Here is a 21,358-nt window from a genome sequence, read left to right as displayed (position 1 = left end):
AATTACAATTTTTTGTGACCAGTGAAGTGCTTTTTTTCAATTCCTGGTCACTATTACATTTTTTATGACTAGTGAAAGGCTTTTTTCAGGTTCTCGATCAGATATTCTATAAAATTCAAAAAGCAGTGAAATTTCATATCAATGAAATTCACTGCTTTTTTTTTGTAGAATTTAATTCATAAACATAAATTCCTTCCTACTTCCAGTCTGGCCTGCAATTACCTCTAGTCGGATATCGATCCGTTCTTTAAGTTCAGGTACGTGTGAAATAATGCCGACCAAACGCCCGCTGCTCTGGATATCCATTAATGCTTCAATTGCTTGATCAAGCGATTCAGGGTCAAGCGTACCAAATCCTTCATCGATAAACATCGTCTCCAGCGATACTCCTCCGGCATAATTTTGCACCACATCCGCAAGACCTAACGCTAAAGATAATGAGGCTTTGAAGCTTTCCCCGCCCGATAAAGTTTTTACATGGCGTTCCTGTGCTGTGTATTGATCAAAGACAAGTAATTCCAGGCCGCTTTGTGCATTCCCTTTTGATCGGTCTGTTTTTCTTAATAATTGAAAACGTCCAGATGTCATTTTTCTCAATCGGATATTGGCTTCTCGCAAAATATCATCTAGGAAGGCGGCAAGCACGTACCGTTCAAAGGTAATACGGAAGTTATTTTGCCCCTTAGTAATCTCATATAGATGACCAATTAGCTTGTACCTTTCCTCCAACACCTTCATCTGTTCATTCAAGCTTCCAACCCTGCTATAAATTTCTTCGTTATCCCGCTTTTTAACGAATAGATCCGTACGCTGATGATTCAGTACTTCAATTTCATTTGTAAGTTCACCAAGCGAAAGCTTTAATCCCTCAACATCTGGTATTTTCACATCTGCCAATAAATCCGTTAGTTCTTTCAATCGGTCTGAAACAGAACGCAACTCTTCCCTAAAGCTGCGGATTTCAGCCTCAAGACTGCGAATTTCTCCCTCTGTTCGTTTAGCAGCTGCATACATACCATATTTTTCAAATCCGTGCTCTGACAGTTTATTTAAAAAGACTTCACGTTCTATGTCCAGTTCCTGTTGCTTCCCAGCATGATGCGCTTTTGCATCTTGTAATCTAGCTGTTTCATTTGAAAGCTTTTCTTTAACTACTTGAAGTCGCTGCTGTGCATCCTCTAACTGTTTCACCAGTATTTCATGGCGGTTTCGAGAAGCTGCAAGTGTTTTTTCATATTCTGCTTCTGACCGGAGATTTTCGGGAATGATGTTCATCATTCTGGTAAGATTCGTTTTCTTTTCGGTAAATTGAACCGTTAAATCGTTCACCTTAGCCGCTAGTTGTTGAATAGCATTTTGTAAGTTTACCTTTTCAGACTCACTTTTTTCTAATTCAACCGTTACATTCTCAAGCTTTTTAATCTGTTCTGAAAGCTTTCTTTGAATTTGAACTAGATGGTCCTTAGCTAAAACTGTCTCATTTTTTACTATTGATAAATCATCTTCAATAAAATCTGCTCGGTAAGCTCGGATTTCTTGAAGTAATTCAAGAGCTGCTCCTTTTTGTGCTCTCTCATCTGATTGACATTGGTAAAATTTCGCTTCATCAATAGACTTTTCTTGTTCCCATTTTGCGGCTTGCTCCTTAGCAGACTTCAACTCCTCTTCAGTCGGTATATGACCTGAATGTTGAATGGCTGGTGACGGATGATGCTCCGAGCCGCAGACAGGACAAGCTTCTCCCGTTTGTAGTTTTGCCGCTAAAATGGCGGCTTGCCCATGCATCCAATTCTTCTCTAAATCTTCAACTAGGGCTCTAGCATCCCGAAATCTAGCAGCCGTATTTTCATAACGGCCGGTTATTGCTTTAAGCTTTTCCTCCTCCTTTTGATGACGCACAAGCAAGAATTCATATTTTTCAAAGCGCTCTAGCTCAACCTTTAGCTTTTCAATCTTATTTTCATTTTCAAAAAAGATTATCTTTCCTTTTTCAATTTCTTCTTTTTGCTGTTTAAGAATTGTTAATCTTTCTTCCAATTGTTTAAGATTTTTTTCATATTGAAACTGTTTTTCTTTTACAGATTTAAGTTCAGCATCCTTAATCGCAGTTTCTTTCTGTAATGATGCAAATGAATAAACATCCTCTTTCATATTTACTAATCGATTTATTTCATCAATGGCAGCCTGCCGCTCGCCCTCACGCTCCATTTCATTTTGCAGCTGTTGTTCATACTGTTTGGATAGTCCGCCTAATTTTTCAATTTCTATTTTTATTGAATTCACATTTTCCTGAAATTGGTCAACTTCGCGCTTTAAACGGTGGCAAAGCTCCTCTTGTTTTGCTAAAAGTGCAGCCTTTTGTGCTCGTTGAACCTGTTTTTCTTTTTCAGTAAACATTTCCTCCTGAGCCACAAGCCGAGTTTTCTGCTCCTTCAAGTCCTCTTTTGTTTGCAGCTGTTTCAAAATCGATTCAGCTTCAAAAAGCTTCACCCTAAGTTTGTCATGTGTTTGACCCTTTTCATTTATTTGATTGATTAACTGTTCTAACATTTCACCCATTCCGGCAATTTCTGCTTGTAAGAGCGGCATGATAATAGTGTCATTTACACTGTCCGCATTCATATATTCGAGGAGCCCTTCATTTGTCACTGCATGAATACGGTGTATCGCCTCATTACGAGCCTGTACCTGATCTTCAACAGATTTCTTCAGCTCAGTCGCCTCTAGCTTCAGCTTTTCTTCTACCATTTTATAAAGCTGTGTATGGAAAAGCCGCTGAAGGATAACTTCCTTATCCTTGCTATCAGACGTTAACAGCTTTCGGAATTCTCCTTGGGGAATCATTAAGATTTGGCGGAACTGGTTGGCATCGATCAACATGATCTCCTTTATTTTTTCCTCGACATCACTGATTTTCGAAGCCAACAGCTTTTTCTCGCCATGTTCATCCCATATAAACAACTCTGCTTTAGCACCTATTGAGGTATGACCGTCACCCTTTTCTTTTTTCTTCAATTGTTGTGGTGACCTAGTAATGGAATAAACCTTGTTACGAAGAGAAAAATCAAGAGAAACCTCCGTTAATAAATTATCGGCTGCAAATTGACTTCGAAGTTCAGGGCCATTGCGATCCTCACCGCTTGCTTTTCCGTAAATTGCATAACTAATGGCATCAAAAATCGTCGTCTTACCTGCACCAGTTTTTCCTGAAATTACAAACATCGTTCTACTTCCAAGCTGGGTAAAGTCAATCTCCTCCCTGCCTGCATAAGGTCCAAACGCTTGCATCATCAGTTTTAACGGTTTCATAGTGCGTTCCTCTCCTTCAGCACTTTTTCAATAATATCAGTCATTACTTCTCTTTTTTCACTCGTAAATTCAGAAGTTGTCATTTCTGAATAAAATTGTTCAAACAACTCAATATCCGACTTTTTCTCACTTCGGAGAGCATTAAAAGACTGTTTTTTCTTCAGATCAGTGATATCAATTTTCCGCTCTAGATGGAGAACGTTCGGGTAAATCTGCCGCAATTTATTAATTGGATCGATTAACGCACCTTCATCGAGTAAAGTAATTTTTAAATAGTCATCGATTCGTTCTTTTTCATAAAAATAGGGATCAAGCAGCTCCTCCAAATGTCCTTCTAGCTCCCGCATGTCATGTTTTGGTGTAAGCGACCGGTATCGATGGGTGAAATTTCCTTTTTCATCCATTTCAATAATCGAGATCGACTTATTTTGTTTTGCTTCGGAAAAAGAATATTTTAAGAGAGAGCCTGAATATTTTACTTTGTTATGCCTGATAGCATCAGGACTGTGTAAATGGCCAAGTGCCGTGTAGGAGAAAGGTTCGAATAATTCGGTGCCTACGCACCCTGAGCCCCCGACAGATAATACCCGTTCAGAATCAGAGGTTTGACCGCCTAATACAAATGCATGACCGACCAATATGTTAGGTTCATTCGGATTAATGGAATCTTCCATTTTACCGATAATGGCCTTCATCGCATCTTGATGGGAATGGATAGAATCATCCTCGAAGAGCTGGCGGACGACTCCGGGTTCAGCATATGGTACAAGAAAGAAATTTACTCCAGCTATTTGTATGGGCTTAAAGCTATTCGATAATTTACCCGAAAGATAAAAATGGTTATATTTGTACCACGAACTGCCAAACGAGAGCCGCTCGGCACTATCATGATTTCCGGCAATCGCCACAACAGGCGTTTTTAGCTCAACGTTAATTTTAAAAAGGATTTCATCAAGTAACTCAACAGCATCTGTCGGCGGTACGGAACGATCATATAGATCACCTGCAATAACCACCGTATCCGGCTTCTCTTCAGCAACAATTGCTACGAATTGCTCGAGAACTTCCCGTTGAATTTCCGTCATATAGACACCATGAACCAGCTTGCCTAAATGCCAGTCGGCTGTATGGATAAATTTCATCTGTATCACCCCAACTTTTTTATCTGCGTCATTCAATACTTACTATTATAGCAAAATATGATTTTCCTTGAGGATGGAAATCCTTACGATTGGGCATATTATTCTAGCACAATAAACAACAAAAAACAGCTCGGCACATTGTCCGGGCTGTTATAATTAGTATTGTTAAAATTATTTCTTAGTTACGTTAGCAGCTTGTGGTCCACGAGCTCCTTCAACAACTTCGAAAGAAACTTCTTGACCTTCTTCTAAAGTTTTGAAACCTTCTGTTTGGATTGCAGAATAATGAACGAATACGTCGTTACCATCTTCAGCTTCGATAAATCCGAAACCTTTTTCTGAGTTAAACCATTTTACTTTACCGTTTTTCATGTAAAAAAATCCTCCTATTGGCTTAAAGCTAAGCCATGTGTAAAATTCACCAAATTACAACGTGATAGCTTTACCTTCATTTTCTCATCCAAACATCGGTTAAACTTTGAACAAGCTTGAAATATAAATTTAATCTCGTGCAACGGCTGAATAAAATTTAACATTATTAGGCCTAAAAGTCAATGAATGAACGAACGACAAAGACCTACACAATTCTACATTCTATACAATAAACAGGGAGAATATATTCATTATTACATCTTCTTACGTATACTCCCCCTGTCTAATTGTCAGATTTTGCAGAAAAATATATTATAAAAAATCTTCCAACATTGTTATAAAGGGTATTTAAATTAATTACTTCTCAATATTCCCACTCTGTGTGTTTGGCATTACAACAATATTTCTGTCGATTTTTCCAAACCGGCACCTTACTCCTTTAATAATGTCCTTCACTAGTAATTCCAAGCCAATCAACGTTAACGATGGAAAATCGGCAAATAGCTTTTTAACCTCCCACTTAAGTTCATTCTTTCCACAGATGCTATGACGATTGATTTTGTCTACTTCTTCCTTAATCTTTGCCATTTCAATCTTTTGCTCATCTACTGGTAAAAGTGCCAGTTCGTCCAATCGTTTGAGGAATTCGACCGATTTTTTGATTTTAACAGCCACTTCATCATAAACATCTTTTGTAATAATGTTATTTTTGTATTTAAATTCATTTAATTTTAAGGCAGAATCATATGTTGCTCGGACAATGTCTTCCCTTGTCATTTTGTTCGTTTCATAGCTCAGCATATTCTTCCATGAAGGCTGCTTCATTGCCGCACGGAAGTCCTCAAGTTTATGGCAGAATTTTTTATAGCCATATTTTTCCGGATTTTCAAAAGCTGGACTTCCTGGATCAAGAAATGGTGAAAGCGGTGCGACAAAGTAAGAAATACCTGCATTTCCACCACACTCTTTGTGAATAATTTCACAAAAATCCACATTCCTCATAGCACTTTCATAATCTTGATTAGGTATTCCCGTCATAAAGAATAAATCAATCTTAGCACAGTCATGTTTTAGGGCATATTGCAGCATTTCGATAACCTTATCATTTGTACAAGGCAGCTTTCCATTATATTTTCGAATATCTTCATCGGCTGATTCAAGCGTAAGTTCAATACTATATTTAGGCATAGCCTTGTTTAACCGTTTGAAAAATTCCTCATCTGCATAATTGAATAATTCAAAAACGATTTCATTCTTCAAGTCCATTTTTTCTAAACCAGTTAAGAATTCATCAACGTACTCTTTTCCGCCTTGCCTGATATCATTTAACAGGAAAATGGGTGCCCGGGTAAATCGTTGAATTAACGCAATATCTTCAAGCATTTTCTTAGGGGAGCGCATCACAAGCTTTTTCCTATTACAGTTAAGAGCGTAAGCATCTTTTGAACCGCCGCATATTAAACAATTATATGTACAACCTTTAGAAGTTAAAATTGCTGTATTCGGATAATGCAGCCACCCCTTGTATGGCAGTGGGTCTAATAGATTAAAATACTTAAAAACAGATCTGATGATATAACGGTAGCCAGGTAAATTATAATCATCTAGACTATCTGGGACATAGGACATTTCATTGAAATGATGTAAACCGTCTTTTTTCCATGTAAGATTGGGTATATCAAAAAAACTCTCCTCGTTTTTCTCCAATTTATTAAGAAGCATGAGAATTAGCTTTTCAGTTGTATCACCCCGCATCACGAAATCAATACAAGGATATTCAATAAGCTCCTTGTGAAAATAAGTGCTGGAAAGTCCCCCGAACATAACTGGGGTATCTGGATGATACTTCTTTATAATCTTTGCAAGTTCTACACTGCCATGAGCGTGCGGCAGCCAATGAAGATCAATTCCAAACGCTTTAGTCTTTATTTTTCTGATTTTCTTTTCTACATCAAAATTGGGATTTAAAAGCATCCGATTGGCGATATTAATTATCTTCACTTTTAATCCAAAACGTTCTAAATAATCCCCAATGCTGGTTAAGCCAATCGGGTACATTTCAAACACAGGGGAAGAAGGAACCACATCACTGATTGGACCAGTAAACAACATCTCTTTACGGAAATCATAAACAGTAGGTGGGTGCAGCAATACCAAATCATACATATTCAATCACCTTCCTAAATATCTATTTCTACTACCTTATAGTAATCTATTTTTTTGTAATAATCTCGTATAAATATTACAAAAAACCGATAATTTCCAAAATATAGGAATAACCTCTTTTTCACTATAGATATAGAGAAAACCGAAGAAGGTTATTCTTCGGTTTTCCTGAGGCGATTCGAAAGATCCGATTAAAGACCTCTTCCTGCTTTAAGTTTAGTAGCTTAAACCTGAGCCAAATCCATATAAACCTGGAATGGTTACCGGAAGCTTACCGGATGGATTGATTTCACCGGTCAGTACTCTCGCCAATGCTTTTACTGAAACGTCACGATCTCCGTATGTTGCCAAATAGGCATTAACATTAGGAAAAGCCATTAAATCATATGGATTACGAATTGCTGTAACAATCACTGGCTTTCCAGTTTTAAGCAGAGCGTTTACAAGGTTTTGCTGCGCTGTATTGGTGTTAGCAGTATAGGTCGTAACGATTATTTTATCCGCCTGTTGTGCTTGTGATACTGCAGAATTGATTTGTGCCGTAGTTGGAGACGTCCCTGTAGAATAGAAATAACTGTTAAAGCCTTTCGTTTTAATTAGATTAGACAGCATCTCAGGCTTTCCAGTTGATGGTCCGGTTACAAAAATCTTTTCTGTTTGTTTGATTGGGAGAAGACTGTTCTCATTTTTTACTAGTGTAATACTTTTATTGGCAATTTCATCTGCTGCTGCTAAATGATCAGCAGTTCCAATATTTGAAATGGCAGTCTCATCTGTATAAGGATTTTCAAACAATCCTCGTTTTAGTTTTGCTTCCAGAATACGATAAACAGATTCATCAATCCGTTTTTTACTAATCTCTCCCCTCTTAGCAGCTTCGAGCATGCCATTATAAGCCACCTCAACGTTTGGCGGGTTAAGCAGAATATCGGCTCCTGCTTTAAAAGCTTCTACAGCCACTCGCTCTGGAGGAACGACATTTGCACCCGACATGCCCAGGCTGTCTGTAATAATTAGTCCATTAAACCCTAGTTCTTCACGAAGTAAGCCAGTAAGAATCGGTTTTGAAAGTGTTGCCGGCAGACCTGAATCATCCAAAGCCGGAACAACAATATGAGCGGTCATAATCGCATCAATTCCCGAATCTATTGCTGCTTTAAATGGTTTTAAGTCAATTTTATGCAAGGTCTCTAAATCATGGGTAATAATAGGAAGGCCATAATGAGAATCGGTAGCAGTGTCACCATGACCAGGAAAATGCTTTGCCGTTGCAATCAAATTTTCATTCTGATAAGCCCCAACTTGTGCAACAGTCATATCAGAAACAAGAGCTGGGTCCTCACTAAAGGAACGAACACCAATAACTGGATTTGCGGGATTTACGTTTACATCAGCAACTGGTGCAAAATTCATATTGACTCCAATACTTTTTAATTCTGTTCCTAAAATAGCGGCCGTTTTTGCTGCATAATCAGTTGAACGGGTCGCTCCAAGAGCCATATTGCCTGGAAAAACTGTTCCCGGACTTACTAATCTTTGCACAATTCCACCCTCTTGATCAGTTGAAACAAAAAGTGGAATAGGCATTCGCTGATCCATTGCAATTTTTTGTATTCCATTAGATAAAGCATTTGTTTGGGCAGCATCAAGCGGAGTAAGAACGTTATCCGTCCAGTTAAAATAAATGACACCCCCGACATGGTACTTCTCAATAACCTCTTTAAAGTTTTTGCCGCCGCGATTCGAATTGAGATTAATAGTTTCGTAATTTGGATCAGTTGGTGTTTTTCCATAAACATGGACAATGAAAAGCTGACCAATTTTCTCTTCGAGCGTCATGTGCTGGAGCTTACTTTGAATCCAGCCTCTTTTCGCTTCACCATCTTTCCAGCCGGGTCTTGTAGGATCCTCCCACCCAGCAAGAGTGTATAAAGGTAAGCTAAGGAATAGAAGTGACATAATTACTACAATTGAAAACAATCGTTTAATTTTCATGCTTATCCCTCCTTATTTATTGCTTATTTCCTCGTTTTAACGTTATCTCTGCTATAACTGGACGATGGTCAGAAGCAAGAGTTTCAATAACTTCAGAAGTTCTAGCCTCCATTTGCGGCGATAGCAAAATATAATCTATCCTTTTAGAAGGATTGTTAGCTGGGTAAGTTAGTCCAGGTCCAACGTTTGTTAATGCCCAAGCGTCGTTGTATTTTTCAAATAGCGGTTGTAATTCCGGAGCATTAGGACCAGCGTTCATATCGCCTGCTAATATGCTGTATTCGTGTTGTCCAGTGATGTTCAGCATATCAGCGACTTGCATTTTACGGACAGTTGGGTCTGCGCGGTAATCTAAATGTGTTACATAAAACCAAACTTTAGCTCCTTTAACATTGATAAGGGCTTCAAGAAAACCAGGAGCAGGTTTTGGAACCGGATTGGCCTCCTGTGTTGAAAGTCTTGTAATCTCCCTATTGTTTGCTTCAAGGATTGGGTACTTGCTTAGTATTGCTACCCCGAATTCTCTTCTTGGATCACCAGGTGTTAAAGGATCTAAACTGTAGATTGGAGTAAAGAAATAATACATATCAAGCTCATTAGCAAGTATTTCAATATCGTTTTCGAATAGGCTTCGAGCTCCCCAATGTACATCAACCTCCTGGAGTGCAATAATATCTGCTCCGGACTGGCGAATCGTTTCGGCAGTTCTTTTAATGTCATACTTTCCGTCTGAACCGGCGCCAGCTTGGATATTATAGGTCATAATTTTGACATTAACCTGTCGCCCCTGTGTAAATTCACCCATCGCGTAACTATTTGATCCAATTAAAAATGTAAATGATATTAAAAGCAGTAAGGAAAACCATAGTTTTTTACCGATCCCCATAAATAAAATCCCCACCTTCTATGAATATGGAATTTACATTTTTCTATTAAATTTTGAAGTCTATTACAATGAATGACACTGATTTAAATGCAACAAATGAGGTTAATAAAGCACTTCTGAAGTGAGAGATTGGATTAAAGAAATGGAACATAACAATTGTAGTATGTAAAGCATATTCTAAGGAGATGGTCATATGAAACAGTGGTTTAAGAAAACTAAGATTATAAATATCCCAATAACATCCTCCTTCCATCAACATAGTATAGACAAGACAAAAATAACAAATTGTTGTATAGTTGTCTATACAACAATAGGACCAAAAATATCCACTATTAAGACTATTTATAGTTCCTTACTCCTATATCACCTGGAACCCAGTATTAATATGAAATGTAAAGCAACTACAATCCCAGAATAAATGACACAAACTATCGGGTAAGACCTTAGTTGCAGCAGAACTATCTTGTTTCTATAAAGAAATAATCCTAAATAACCAAAAACGCCAAAGAAGTTAATTCTTCGACGTTTCAGTCAACTCTTCATCCTCTTTAAATTTATCTAATATCGTTATCGTATCAACTAGATGATTGTTAAAAATTTGTTTTGCCACGGCCAACAATTCAATAATCATCTGGTCCTTCAATGTGTAAATAACTTTATTTCCTTCCTTCGTACCAGAAACTATATTCTTCGCTCTTAGAATGGTAAGCTGCTGTGAAACAGCTGACCCTTCGCTGCCTACAAGGGTTTGAATTTCGTTAACATTCTTATCCCCTTCTGCCAGCAGCTCTAATATCCGGATTCGTAATGGATGGGCTAATGCTTTAAAAAATTCTGCTTTAAATCGCTGCATTTCCAAATTCAATTCATCATCACCTTTCTACAATAAAGAAAACTCGCCGATTGGCATGCCCCTTAGGGCGAAGACAGAGGCGTAATTGTCCTTATCCGATAGGAAACTTCATCTTTCCTATCGGCCTAGAAGGTAGCGGTCAGCTTCTTTCTGCTCGCCTCCACTGCCTCTGACGGCGAGAGTTGTTTGCACTCTCTAAAGGCAAAATGTTTACAACCGAAACACTTATTTTTATTAATTTGAGATAGTGCATATTGGATGGCCTCTCCGGTGTGTTCAAAGAAATGTTCCTCTCCAATCACTTGATATAGGCCTGTTTTTTTCAAAACATTATCCGGCTGCGGATTTAAACCCGATATCAATACTATACCATTTTTCGAAAAATGGTGTACAATCCGTGATAGATTCGCTTCACCGGTTGTATCGATAAATGGAACTTTACCCATTCTTAGTAAAAGTATTTTCGGACGATAATTAATTGTCTTTATAATGGTTTCTTCAAATGTAAGGGCGGCTCCAAAAAACAATGGGCCTTCTACATTAAAAATACTGATTTGCGGACAGTCATGTGTGTCTGTAACCATTCCTGTCTCCAACTTTTCTTGTTTGGTATCAGGGTTTGGCAATGCCTTTTGTGTCACCATCACATCACTCATCCTCTTGGCAAAAAGAATGGCTGACATGATCAAACCCACCTCGACTGCCATCGTCAAATTGACAAAAACAGTTAATAAAAATGTAACGACAAGCACAATTGAATCGGTTGTTCTTGTTTTTAATATATGGGCGAATACCTTTCTTTCACTCATGTTCCATGCAACCACCATCAGAATTGGTGCCATACTTGCTAATGGAATATAGGAGGCATAAGGCGCAAAAAACAGAAGAACAAGTAATACCATTACCCCATGAATAATTCCTGATAAAGGCGAAACTGCGCCATTCTTAATATTTGTTGCCGTTCGGGCAATGGCACCGGTCGCTGGAATTCCGCCAAATAATGGCGTAATCAAATTTGCTATCCCCTGACCGACTAACTCTTTGTTACTGTTATGCTTACTATTGGTCATCCCATCTGCCACGACTGCAGAAAGAAGAGATTCAATTCCGCCAAGCATGGCAATAACAAAGGCCGGCTTTAATAGTTTTATAATTATCTCCATATTTATATCCGGGATATGAATTTGCGGTATTGTACTTGGGATTTCACCGTATGCACTCCCGATTGTTGCCACCTGACTCGGGAAAAACAATGTCGCAGCCAGGGTAGATACAATTATACCAATAAGTGGTCCTGGAACCTTTGGAGCAATTTTCGGTGTCAGGATTACGGTTACTAAACAAAGTACTGCCGTTAATACACTAAAAATGTTAGTTGTGTTAATGTGAATAAAAATCTCAGCGATGTTTCTAATAAATTCCTCATGCTTCTGAATACCCTCTAAACCTAGGAAACTATCTAATTGGCCTGTAAAAATCGTGACAGCTATACCGGTTGTGAACCCAATTGTAACCGGTCTAGGAATATATTTAATCAATGACCCCAGTTTAAATATTCCCATTAACAGAAGTATAGCTCCAGCCATCATTCCAGCAATGAGTAAATTTTCATAGCCGTACGTCATCACAATCCCGAACAAAATTGGGATGAATGCCCCAGTCGGCCCTCCAATTTGATACTTCGAACCGCCGCATAAGGAGATGAGAATCCCGGCAACAATGGTCGTATAGATTCCATATTCTGGCTTCACCCCTGAAGCAATGGCGAAAGCCATGCCAAGCGGAATCGCAATGACCCCAACAATCACCCCTGAAAGGAGATCCTTTGGCAAGCTACTTATGGAATAATGATGGAATCTTTTATCAGTAAACATATTAACCCTTCTTATCTTATGATTTTTGGCCGATAGGAAAGTAGAACTTTCCTATCAGGCATAAGTGCAACTACGCCTCTGTCTTCGCCTAACGGCTTGCCAATCGACGAGTTTTCTTTATATATCTGATTATTTGAATATAGGATAATACTGAAGAATAATCAAGTGTTTTTTTAAAAAAATACACTTGTACTTTTTCTATCATAGTGTTATGATAATCGAGCGATGAGCTGAATTGTGTAAGCCGAGGAACATTCCTTTATGGAACACACAATGTGGAGTGTGGTTCTTCGCCTCAATACGCAAAGGACGTCTGATTAATCAGGCGTCTTTTTTATTAAAATTAGCACTTTTCCCCTAAATTTCTTATAATATTTAGGTGATATATTTTTTTGAAAATAGTGGAGGGATTAAAGTGAATAATCACGAAATCGATTACAAGATTTATGGCGATGATATGCAGTTTGTTGAGGTGGAACTTGATCCGCAAGAGACAGTTATTGCCGAGGCAGGAAGCTTTATGATGATGGAAGATGATATACATATGGAGACCATCTTTGGTGACGCATCTGGCAGCGATGGCGGCGGTTTGATGGGCAAATTGTTCAGTGCCGGCAAGCGGGTCATTACCGGTGAAAGCTTATTTATGACGACCTTTACGAATACTGGAATGGGTAAGAAACATGTCTCGTTTGCCTCACCCTACCCTGGAAAAATCATTCCGATGGATTTAAGTGTGCTTGGCGGAAAAATCATCTGTCAAAAGGATGCATTTCTTGCTGCTGCAAAAGGAGTACAGGTGGGCATTGAGTTCCAACGAAAAATTGGGGCAGGCTTCTTCGGTGGCGAAGGCTTTATCATGCAAAAACTTGAAGGAGACGGAATGTGCTTTGTCCACGCTGGCGGAACGATTACGAGAAAAGAACTCCTTCCAGGACAGACCTTACGGGTGGATACGGGATGTTTAGTTGCGATGACGAGCAATGTTCAATATGATATTGAATTTGTAAAAGGGGTTAAAACAGCGTTATTCGGAGGAGAGGGCTTGTTCTTCGCAACTTTGCGCGGACCTGGTTCCGTTTGGATTCAATCACTGCCATTTAGCCGACTAGCCAGCCGCGTATTTGCTGCTGCGCCTTCTCGCGGTGGAGCAAAAGATGAAGGCAGTTTAGCTAAAGGTATCTTTGATATGTTTAGCGGTGACTAATTACTATTAATATTAGAAGAGAGGGTTTCCCAAAAGTATAACTTTTAGGACACCCTCTTTTAAGTAAGACCATATGTTTTCATATGCAATCTTTTTAATCTAATTTATTTGGAGATTTTGTAATTTTTTTGTTACTTGCTCTCGTTTTAGATTATACGATTGCCATGACAGGCTCGTTGTCCTTGCTTCCTTTTGCCTTTCCAGTAAAATGGTTTGTAATTCCGGTATATTTTGATCCTTTTCATAAAGGTCAATTAATCCAAGTACACCTGTTGCAGATAAACTATTAAGATAATGGACATCGATTTTCCCGCTGTGCTCATAACGATTCATATTTTCCTTAACGACTATATTATCTAAATCAATAACTGCAATAGCTGTATAGTAAATTAATGATGTAATAAAATAAAAATGGAATAGCGACAGTTTTTCAACCCAAATTTTCACCAACGTATAGGTAAAGATAACCACAAGGAATATCATGAATGAATGCGCAAGCACCCTCGTAAAGGTAAATCCATAGGCATCCTCATACATACTCAACCTTAAAAATGCAGAACTTAGCATCACTCCACTAGATAAGACGAGAATGGTAAGCATTAATTGTGTCAAGCGCTGAACACCATTTTTCCCACGCTCTCCGAAAGTTAACACTACGATTGTAATCGACAAATTAATCATTGTGACAAACAAGAGTTCAAAGAATCCTTTCCTTGCATACTCTGCGTACGTCATATTTCCTTGTAATGTTCCGCTAAAGAAATACTTGAATTGTACAATTGTAAATAAGACATAGACTGCATTGATTAAGATCAGTACTGTAATCATAATTATGGAGTCAAGCTTCTGGAATTGTGTAACAGTCGCCTCCTGCTTGATGACTTTAATATGTTTTTGAAAAAGGACCTGCATAAGACCAAAAAAAGCTGCAGTAAAGATAATGATCGCGAATAATCTAATAACATTTTCTGCGTCGACCACTCGAAACCAATCAGGAATGCCTCCAATTATTCTTTCAAACTGCGAATCAGCCGAGACTAAAAGCCTTAAGACAACGGCAAGTACGGGAATAGAGATGACCACCCCAATCAAAACCTTTTTCCAAATGAGTAATCGATCTTCGTCCACACCTCGTCTTAAGCCTTTTCCAAAATAGGTTGCAAAAAAGGCATTATATTTAAATGCGTTTAATATCCTTGAAAATAAGTAGCTCACAAACGCTAGTTGACTCCATCGAAAACTTTTTGGACTCGTAATTAACACAATGTGGAAAATTACCAAGGAAGGAATTACGATTATATTTAGAGCATAAAACAGGATGTTATCATTTAAAAAATAACTTACTGTCAAGAGCCAAATACAGCAAAGTACAAGATACCCAAAGCGTTGATGGGAAAAGGAGAAGCGGCGGAATCGCCAATAAAATACCGAATAAAATACCATGACAAATACTATATAGGAGATTCCAATTTGTCCACGGAAAAATGATTCTTCTGCGAGAATCCCAAGCAGCAAACATAAACATAAAAAAAGCCAATCACTTTTACCAATTTTCGTTTCCATCTTTCATCCTTCTTTCATATAGTTTTTCTATATATATAGTTATACTAGGTATATTGACAAAAAAAACTGCTCATATCGACGCTTTCCGCCCCCAGCGATAGCCAATCCAACTCACCGGGTAAAGGAAAAGAGTAAAAATGATACAAGCAATAATAAATGTTTTTGTAAGCAATGGTGCGAACCATGAATGCGGTATTATGTGAAAAACCGTTAAGAACATTAAGATTAAGTTTGGGATGAGTGATAGCAGGAACGTATTTATGAGAAGTGTCCTCCCCTTATGTCCAAATCCCCTACCTATTTCATAACCTAGCAATGCCCAAAAGAACATATACAAAAAGGCAATTAAGGTTGGGATTGCCGTTAAATAACCCCAAATAGCTGCTAACCATTCCCATTGAAAAAGATTATGGGCCAGCGTTAATAAACTTCCTCCGCCAAAAAATAGAATATTCAATAAAATAAACAACCATTTCATGTTACTTGGTGTAACGGAAAGTTCTTCTTTCCACAATTCCGCTATCTCTTCTGGACTCCCAAGCCTTGAGACAATTCGTTCCATCATTTCATCCTCAGTAGAACAATCAGAGGATTCAATCAGAATTTCATCAATATGCGATTCGTATTCAAGGAGAATATCCTCTTTATCTTGATGATTACCTAGTCCCTTTGCCAGATCTTCAAGAAATTTATTCTTCTGCCGTTCCATGCTTCGATCTCCCAATCACCTTGTTCATTACTTGAACGAAGTCCTGCCATTCACGAGTTTTTTCACCTAATAGCTCTTTCCCGGCATTTGTAATCCGGTAATATTTACGTGCAGGACCCTTCTCCTGCTCCTGCCAATAACATTCAATATACTCTTGCTTCTCAAGTTTATGAAGTGCAGGATACAAGGTTCCCTCTTTTACACTCAAACCATTATCGCTGCGCTGTTCTAGTTCTTTTACTAATTCATAGCCATACATTTCTCGCTCGTTTAATAGTTGGAGTAAAATTAACGATGTACTTCCTTTGACCAATTCCCGGTTAAACATTTTCTCACCTACCTAGATATATTAGGTACAAAGAAATTCTACATCGATTTAATTTCTTTGTAAAGCAAAAGTGGAAATTTTTTTATAAAAAAATAGTGACGACTAACATAATCGCCACTTCCTACCCTCATTATTTCATTTTTAGATTATTTTTTTGTCTCTCTATGAATTGGTCCCTTTCACCTCCATCAGATAGTTCCTCTGAAAATTCAAGTTTTGCAGTATGACCTACTAATTCTCCAGATTTGATCGTTTTCGGTGGCAAATTATTATTTGGTGCAGCCTGTTCATTCCATTTATCCATTAACATCACCTCTTTTTTTATTAGTATCTAGTTGTTTATCTTTGTTTATCCAAAAAACGCTTGAATGGCGTATCGCTAAAAACTAGACAATAATTTTTTTTGAAAATGCAACTCTTACTCACCTGCACTGTCTTTTTCTCGATTTTTTTTTATTCTGAAATGATAAATTAAATAACAGGCAGCTACAAATGGGACGCCCAGATACAATGCTAATCTTTGTTCAGCGTCAAATGCTAAACTTGCTAACACGATGATGTTTAACGTTAATGCAATGCTTGGCAGTATTGGATAAAGTGGTGTTTTAAATTTAAGATTATCCACGTTTCCGCCATCACGAATGAATTCTCTACGGAAGGCAATTTGCGAAGCGGTTATCGAAATCCAGCCTACTTGAGCACCTAATCCCGCTACTGAAAGCAGCCAAACAAAGACGGTTTTTTCTGCGAAAAATCCTGACAATAATGACAGTAAAGCTATCCCCATAGTTAAAAGAAGTGCATTGATCGGAACACCTTGTTTATTTACTTTTGTAAGACCCGGGCTGGCCATTTTTTCTCTTGACATCGCGTACAACATCCGGGTTGCTGCATAGAGGCCGGAATTTGCAACAGAAAGCAAAGCCGTCAAGATGACAAAATTCATCAAATCCGCTGAATATGGAATTCCTATACTATCAAAAACAACCACAAATGGACTTTCAATCACTCCTGCTTTTTTCATTGGAATTAAACCTGCTAAAACAAAAATCGCTAACACGAAGAAAAATAGGGTGCGCCAAACAGTTTGTCTAATCGATTTAGGGATTGTTTTTTCAGGTTCCTCACTTTCACCGGCAGCAATCCCAATTAATTCGGTACCTTGAAACGAAAAGTTAACCGCAATCATTGTAATAATCAATGCCCTTAACCCATTCGGCAGAAGTCCATTAGCCGTAAAATTTGATAAATAAGGTGCATTTTGACCGCCTTTCATTTCGATTAAGCCAAACATAGCTGCTCCGCCTAAAACAATGAACATGATAATAGCTGCAATTTTAATACTTGAAAACCAAAATTCAGTTTCTCCAAACGCACGTGCAGATAAGGCATTTAATAAAAATAAGACTATGGCAAACAATGCACACCAAATCCAAACCGGGGAATTGGGAAACCATCTTTGCATAAGCTGCCCACTTGATAGTAATTCTAATGCAACCGTTACAGCCCAGCCGAACCAATAGAGCCAGCCAAGCGCAAAACCTGTTCCGGGTCCAATAAATTTGGTGGTATAGGTCTGGAACGATCCAGAAACGGGCATGGCGACAGACAATTCTCCTAGACACAGCATGGTCAAAAACATGATGAAGCCGCCTACGAGATAAGATAGGATAGCCCCAGTTGGACCTGCCTGACTTATGGTATAACCTGACCCCAAGAAGAGACCTGATCCAATGACTCCTCCAAGTGAGATCATAAATAAATGTCGAGCTTTCATGGTTCTTTTTAATTCATTTGTTGTGTTGTTTTCTGGTAGCTGCATTTTATTTCCCCTTTTTATCCCGCATTAACGGTCAGATAGATCCCTACTTCAAGATTTTGGGATAACTAAAAAAGAAAAATAAGGATCAACTGCCCGTAAATGCCCGATTGGTTCAACTAACAATCAGTGCGGGATGACCCCCACTGATTGAAGTTTCACTTTATCCCGCATTATTTAGGCAACGGCTCACTTGCAGAGGCATATGCTAGCACAAGAGAGGTGGGATGGTATGATTCATACAGTTAAGTCTGGTGATACTATGAGTTCAATTTCGGGAGATTACCGAGTTAGTCTTCAGAGCCTTTATGCTGCCAATCCCGGAATTGGACAATTGTATGTAGGACAAAAGATTCAAATTCCAGGGTTGCCAGAACCTAGTTCAATTCCTTACATGATTCAAATATCGGTGGCAAAGAGAAAACTTTCTCTCTATCATAATGGCAGGCTTGTAAAAATTTATCCGATAGCTGTTGGAAAGATGCTGACACATACCCCTGCAGGGGATTTTATCATAGTTAATCGTCAATATAATCCCGGAGGTCCATTTGGAGTTTTGTGGCTTTCCCTTTCAAAAAAAGGCTACGGGATTCATGGGACGAATGATCCGAGTTCGATTGGAAAAGCAGTTTCCCATGGCTGCGTGAGAATGTATAATCGGGATGTCTTGCAGCTTGCAGAAATGGTGCCAAATGGAACAAGGGTTAGTATTCGTCCTTAAATTATTGGTACAAAAGGACAAAACTCGGTAAGAAAGCAAAAGAAAATGTCCTTCATAAGGGCTATGAAGGACAAAACTCAGCAAGGGAGAAGAGAATTATCCTTTATTAATATGCAAATACTAGTTGCCCCGTTCTATTTTAATTTTCTGCAACTGTTGCCAGCTTATTTTTTTCAACAGAAAGATTCATGTGTAGTGTCCATAAATAGTAAATGATACCAAGACTTAAATAAAAAATGCCTCCAATTAGCCCCATCATCCGGGGTGAGATGAATTCTAACAATACTCCCGTCATAAACATAGATATTCCAATAAAAGTATTGGCAATGGTAGCAGACAGGCCAAAGTACAGACCATGGAATTTTGGCGGAAGGGTTTGCATTACTGCCGTATCTAGAAGGGTGTTACCCACCCCGCTAAATATCGTTAAAATCCCAAACAAGATAACTACAAGACCAAATGAGTTTGATTGGCTGATACCAGATAAGATCACGCCTTCCATAAAAAGGCACATGAATGCTACAGAGAGAAATCTTCCAGTAATCCATTTGGTTAAGAGAGGGCTGATAATGAAACCAGTTCCTAATACACTATAAAGTATACCAACCCCAAGGTCACCTGCATGGAATGTCTGAACGGCATAGACGCTTAGCAAAATATTTTCGATGCCATTTACTAATGGAACAAGAACATCAAAAGTAATCAGCATTAATAAGAAAGAGGAAGCCATTACAAGAGAAAACATTCTGCCAGTATGCTTTTTATCCTTTTCCTTATTATTAATAGGTTCATTCGATTCAAGACTTGGAATCGTCCGAATGATCAAACCGGCAAATAAAAAAGATAAAATGTTTACTGAAAAGGCTGCTTTAGCACCAAAAAAAAAGGAAACAATTCCACCGCTTAGGGCTCCAACAATTAAAACAAACCCCACTGAAACTTGTTCCCATGAATTTACCTCTTTCATGTGGACAGACTGAATAATGGCTGGGATACTCGTTTTTCTTGTAGGACCATATAAGGCCTCACCACAAGATAATAGGAAAGAGCCTATATAAATAATCCACATATCATCAGCAGATTGGATAAATAAAAAGGAAACAGCGATCAGCGCCCTTGAAAAATCAGTAAATTGTAACAGCTTTTTTCGGGTCCATCTTTCTGCCATGCTGCTGCTAAAGGGGCCAAACAACAGGAAGGGGAGCATTCTTAATGCCATCGTGATTCCAACAGACAAACCTGAGCCTGTAATATTTAAAATCAATGCTAGCATAGCAACTTGACTAAAACGATCTCCAACACCATTAATAATCCCTGCAATAAATAATTTTCGGTAGGAATTTTCTTTTTTTAAAATTTGAAACATTTTTCCGTCCTCCAAATAAGATTATCATCTAATTAGAATGTTATCTAATTAGATGATAATGAAAATTGAAAGAAAAGGAAAGTGATTTTTTAAAAAATATTCTAAAAAATTGTCAGAGGGACTCATTAAAACTTCTTCACAAATTGACACCCAAAATAAAATTAGATATTAAGATAATATATAAAAGAAATAAGTGCAATACACTTTATGAGGCAATATGAGGGGAGAATTATTTTGAAAAAGATGACTATTTAATAATTATTAAAGACGTAAAATAGGCTGTTCATTGGAAACAGCCTATTTTTTATTAAAATTATTCAGCTTTAGCTGCTTGGATTTGCAGGTTGATTTTCACTTTGTCACCAACTAGAACGCCGCCTGTTTCGAGTGCAGCATTCCAAACTAAGCCATAATCTGAACGGTTAACAGCACCTGAAGCACTGAAACCTGCCTTTTCATTTCCCCATGGATCTTTTCCTTGACCTTCGAAAGTTACTGCGAAAGTTTCTTGTTTTGTTACACCGCGAAGTGTTAAATCACCCGTTACATTGTATTCTCCTTCATCAGTTTTTTCGATACTAGTTGATTTGAATGTCATATTGGGATGATTTTCGACATCAAAGAAATCTGCAGATACTAGGTGTGCATCACGATCTTTATTGCGAGTGTCTACACTTGCCGTTTCAACTGAAAATTCTATGTTTGCAGTTGTTAAATCAGTTGGATCTGCTTCAATCGTTGCGTTAAAGCTATTAAATGTACCTTTCACGTTTGCAATCATCATGTGACGAACAGAAAAATCTACACTGCTGTGTACTGGATCTAGAGCCCATTTAGTTTTAACCATTTTATTACCTCCATTTTGTTTTGAATTAATTTATCTTGAATTAAAAATAACTAATTTCAAGATAAATTATATGATGTTTGCCACTATATTGTCAATCAAATTTTATTAATTTTTTTTGCATTATTTCTAATACTATTAATAAAAGCAATGCTGAGAAGGGAAAAGTTTGTATGAGGAGAATAAATAGAAATAGTTTTCCTT

The 21,358-nt window shown here is 38.0% G+C and carries 17 protein-coding genes; 2 read left to right on the top strand and 15 right to left on the bottom strand.

Features of this window, described 5'->3' with window-relative positions; all coding sequences use genetic code 11:
* Positions 1–171 precede the first annotated feature (171 nt).
* The 8 genes from V7150_RS06940 to V7150_RS06905 form a co-directional block, all read right to left on the bottom strand.
* Positions 172–3,309: an SMC family ATPase gene (locus tag V7150_RS06940; protein ID WP_335515373.1), complete on the bottom strand. Its 3,138-nt coding sequence runs from the start codon at positions 3,307–3,309 to the stop codon at positions 172–174.
* Positions 3,306–4,451 (bottom strand): exonuclease SbcCD subunit D, encoded by a 1,146-nt coding sequence (locus tag V7150_RS06935; protein WP_335515371.1) that lies wholly within the window; start codon positions 4,449–4,451, stop codon positions 3,306–3,308. The genes V7150_RS06940 and V7150_RS06935 overlap by 4 nt, the downstream gene beginning before the upstream one ends.
* Positions 4,452–4,622: 171 nt before the next feature.
* Positions 4,623–4,823 (bottom strand): cold-shock protein, encoded by a 201-nt coding sequence (locus V7150_RS06930; RefSeq protein WP_007083969.1) that lies wholly within the window; start codon positions 4,821–4,823, stop codon positions 4,623–4,625.
* 357 nt (positions 4,824–5,180) lie between these two features.
* Positions 5,181–6,989, bottom strand: coding sequence for a TIGR04190 family B12-binding domain/radical SAM domain protein (locus V7150_RS06925; RefSeq protein WP_335515369.1), 1,809 nt, complete (start codon positions 6,987–6,989; stop codon positions 5,181–5,183).
* 216 nt (positions 6,990–7,205) lie between these two features.
* Positions 7,206–8,984 carry a glycoside hydrolase family 3 protein gene (locus V7150_RS06920; protein ID WP_335515365.1) on the bottom strand — a complete coding sequence of 593 codons (1,779 nt, stop codon included), beginning with the start codon at positions 8,982–8,984 and terminating at the stop codon, positions 7,206–7,208.
* A 16-nt stretch (positions 8,985–9,000) separates the two neighbouring features.
* Positions 9,001–9,870 (bottom strand): endonuclease/exonuclease/phosphatase family protein, encoded by an 870-nt coding sequence (locus V7150_RS06915; RefSeq protein WP_335515362.1) that lies wholly within the window; start codon positions 9,868–9,870, stop codon positions 9,001–9,003.
* Positions 9,871–10,381: 511 nt separating this feature from the next.
* The gene (locus tag V7150_RS06910) at positions 10,382–10,735 is read right to left on the bottom strand and encodes an ArsR/SmtB family transcription factor (protein ID WP_335515359.1); all 354 of its coding nucleotides are present in this window, start codon (positions 10,733–10,735) and stop codon (positions 10,382–10,384) included.
* A gap of 113 nt (positions 10,736–10,848) precedes the next feature.
* On the bottom strand, positions 10,849–12,597 hold the full coding sequence (locus V7150_RS06905; RefSeq protein WP_335515356.1) for a SulP family inorganic anion transporter: 1,749 nt from the start codon (positions 12,595–12,597) through the stop codon (positions 10,849–10,851).
* Positions 12,598–13,012: 415 nt separating this feature from the next.
* Between V7150_RS06905 and V7150_RS06900 the strand changes: the two genes are divergently transcribed.
* Positions 13,013–13,804, top strand: a complete 792-nt coding sequence (locus V7150_RS06900) for a TIGR00266 family protein (RefSeq protein ID WP_335515353.1) — start codon at positions 13,013–13,015, stop codon at positions 13,802–13,804.
* Positions 13,805–13,903: 99 nt separating this feature from the next.
* Here the strand turns inward: V7150_RS06900 and V7150_RS06895 are convergent, their stop codons facing one another.
* From V7150_RS06895 to V7150_RS06875, 5 genes are all read right to left on the bottom strand, one after another.
* Positions 13,904–15,367 carry a DUF4153 domain-containing protein gene (locus tag V7150_RS06895; RefSeq protein ID WP_335515350.1) on the bottom strand — a complete coding sequence of 488 codons (1,464 nt, stop codon included), beginning with the start codon at positions 15,365–15,367 and terminating at the stop codon, positions 13,904–13,906.
* 70 nt (positions 15,368–15,437) lie between these two features.
* The gene (locus V7150_RS06890) at positions 15,438–16,076 is read right to left on the bottom strand and encodes an HAAS signaling domain-containing protein (protein WP_335515345.1); all 639 of its coding nucleotides are present in this window, start codon (positions 16,074–16,076) and stop codon (positions 15,438–15,440) included.
* Entirely contained in the window at positions 16,057–16,404 is a 348-nt protein-coding gene (locus V7150_RS06885) for a PadR family transcriptional regulator (protein ID WP_335515342.1), read from the bottom strand. The genes V7150_RS06890 and V7150_RS06885 overlap by 20 nt, the downstream gene beginning before the upstream one ends.
* 130 nt (positions 16,405–16,534) lie before the next feature.
* Complete coding sequence (locus tag V7150_RS06880) at positions 16,535–16,708, bottom strand: hypothetical protein (protein WP_335515340.1); 174 nt, start codon at positions 16,706–16,708, stop codon at positions 16,535–16,537.
* Positions 16,709–16,822: 114 nt separating this feature from the next.
* Entirely contained in the window at positions 16,823–18,226 is a 1,404-nt protein-coding gene (locus tag V7150_RS06875; RefSeq protein WP_335515337.1) for an amino acid permease, read from the bottom strand.
* A 229-nt stretch (positions 18,227–18,455) separates the two neighbouring features.
* On the opposite strand from V7150_RS06875, the gene V7150_RS06870 reads away from it, so the two are divergent.
* On the top strand, positions 18,456–18,944 hold the full coding sequence (locus tag V7150_RS06870) for a L,D-transpeptidase family protein (protein ID WP_335515334.1): 489 nt from the start codon (positions 18,456–18,458) through the stop codon (positions 18,942–18,944).
* Between the two features lie 139 nt (positions 18,945–19,083).
* On the opposite strand, the gene V7150_RS06865 is transcribed toward V7150_RS06870, so the two are convergent.
* Together V7150_RS06865 and V7150_RS06860 are read right to left on the bottom strand one after the other, a co-directional pair.
* Positions 19,084–20,310, bottom strand: a complete 1,227-nt coding sequence (locus tag V7150_RS06865) for an MFS transporter (RefSeq protein ID WP_335515331.1) — start codon at positions 20,308–20,310, stop codon at positions 19,084–19,086.
* Positions 20,311–20,623: 313 nt separating this feature from the next.
* Positions 20,624–21,157: a YceI family protein gene (locus tag V7150_RS06860; protein ID WP_335515328.1), complete on the bottom strand. Its 534-nt coding sequence runs from the start codon at positions 21,155–21,157 to the stop codon at positions 20,624–20,626.
* Positions 21,158–21,358: the final 201 nt, after the last annotated feature.

It is taken from the genome of Neobacillus drentensis (assembly GCF_036965245.1).
GTDB classification, from domain to species: Bacteria; Bacillota; Bacilli; order Bacillales; family Cytobacillaceae; genus Neobacillus; species Neobacillus drentensis_G.
The sequence above is the reverse complement of the archived record's forward strand: the minus strand, read 5'-3'. Positions and strand labels throughout refer to the sequence as shown.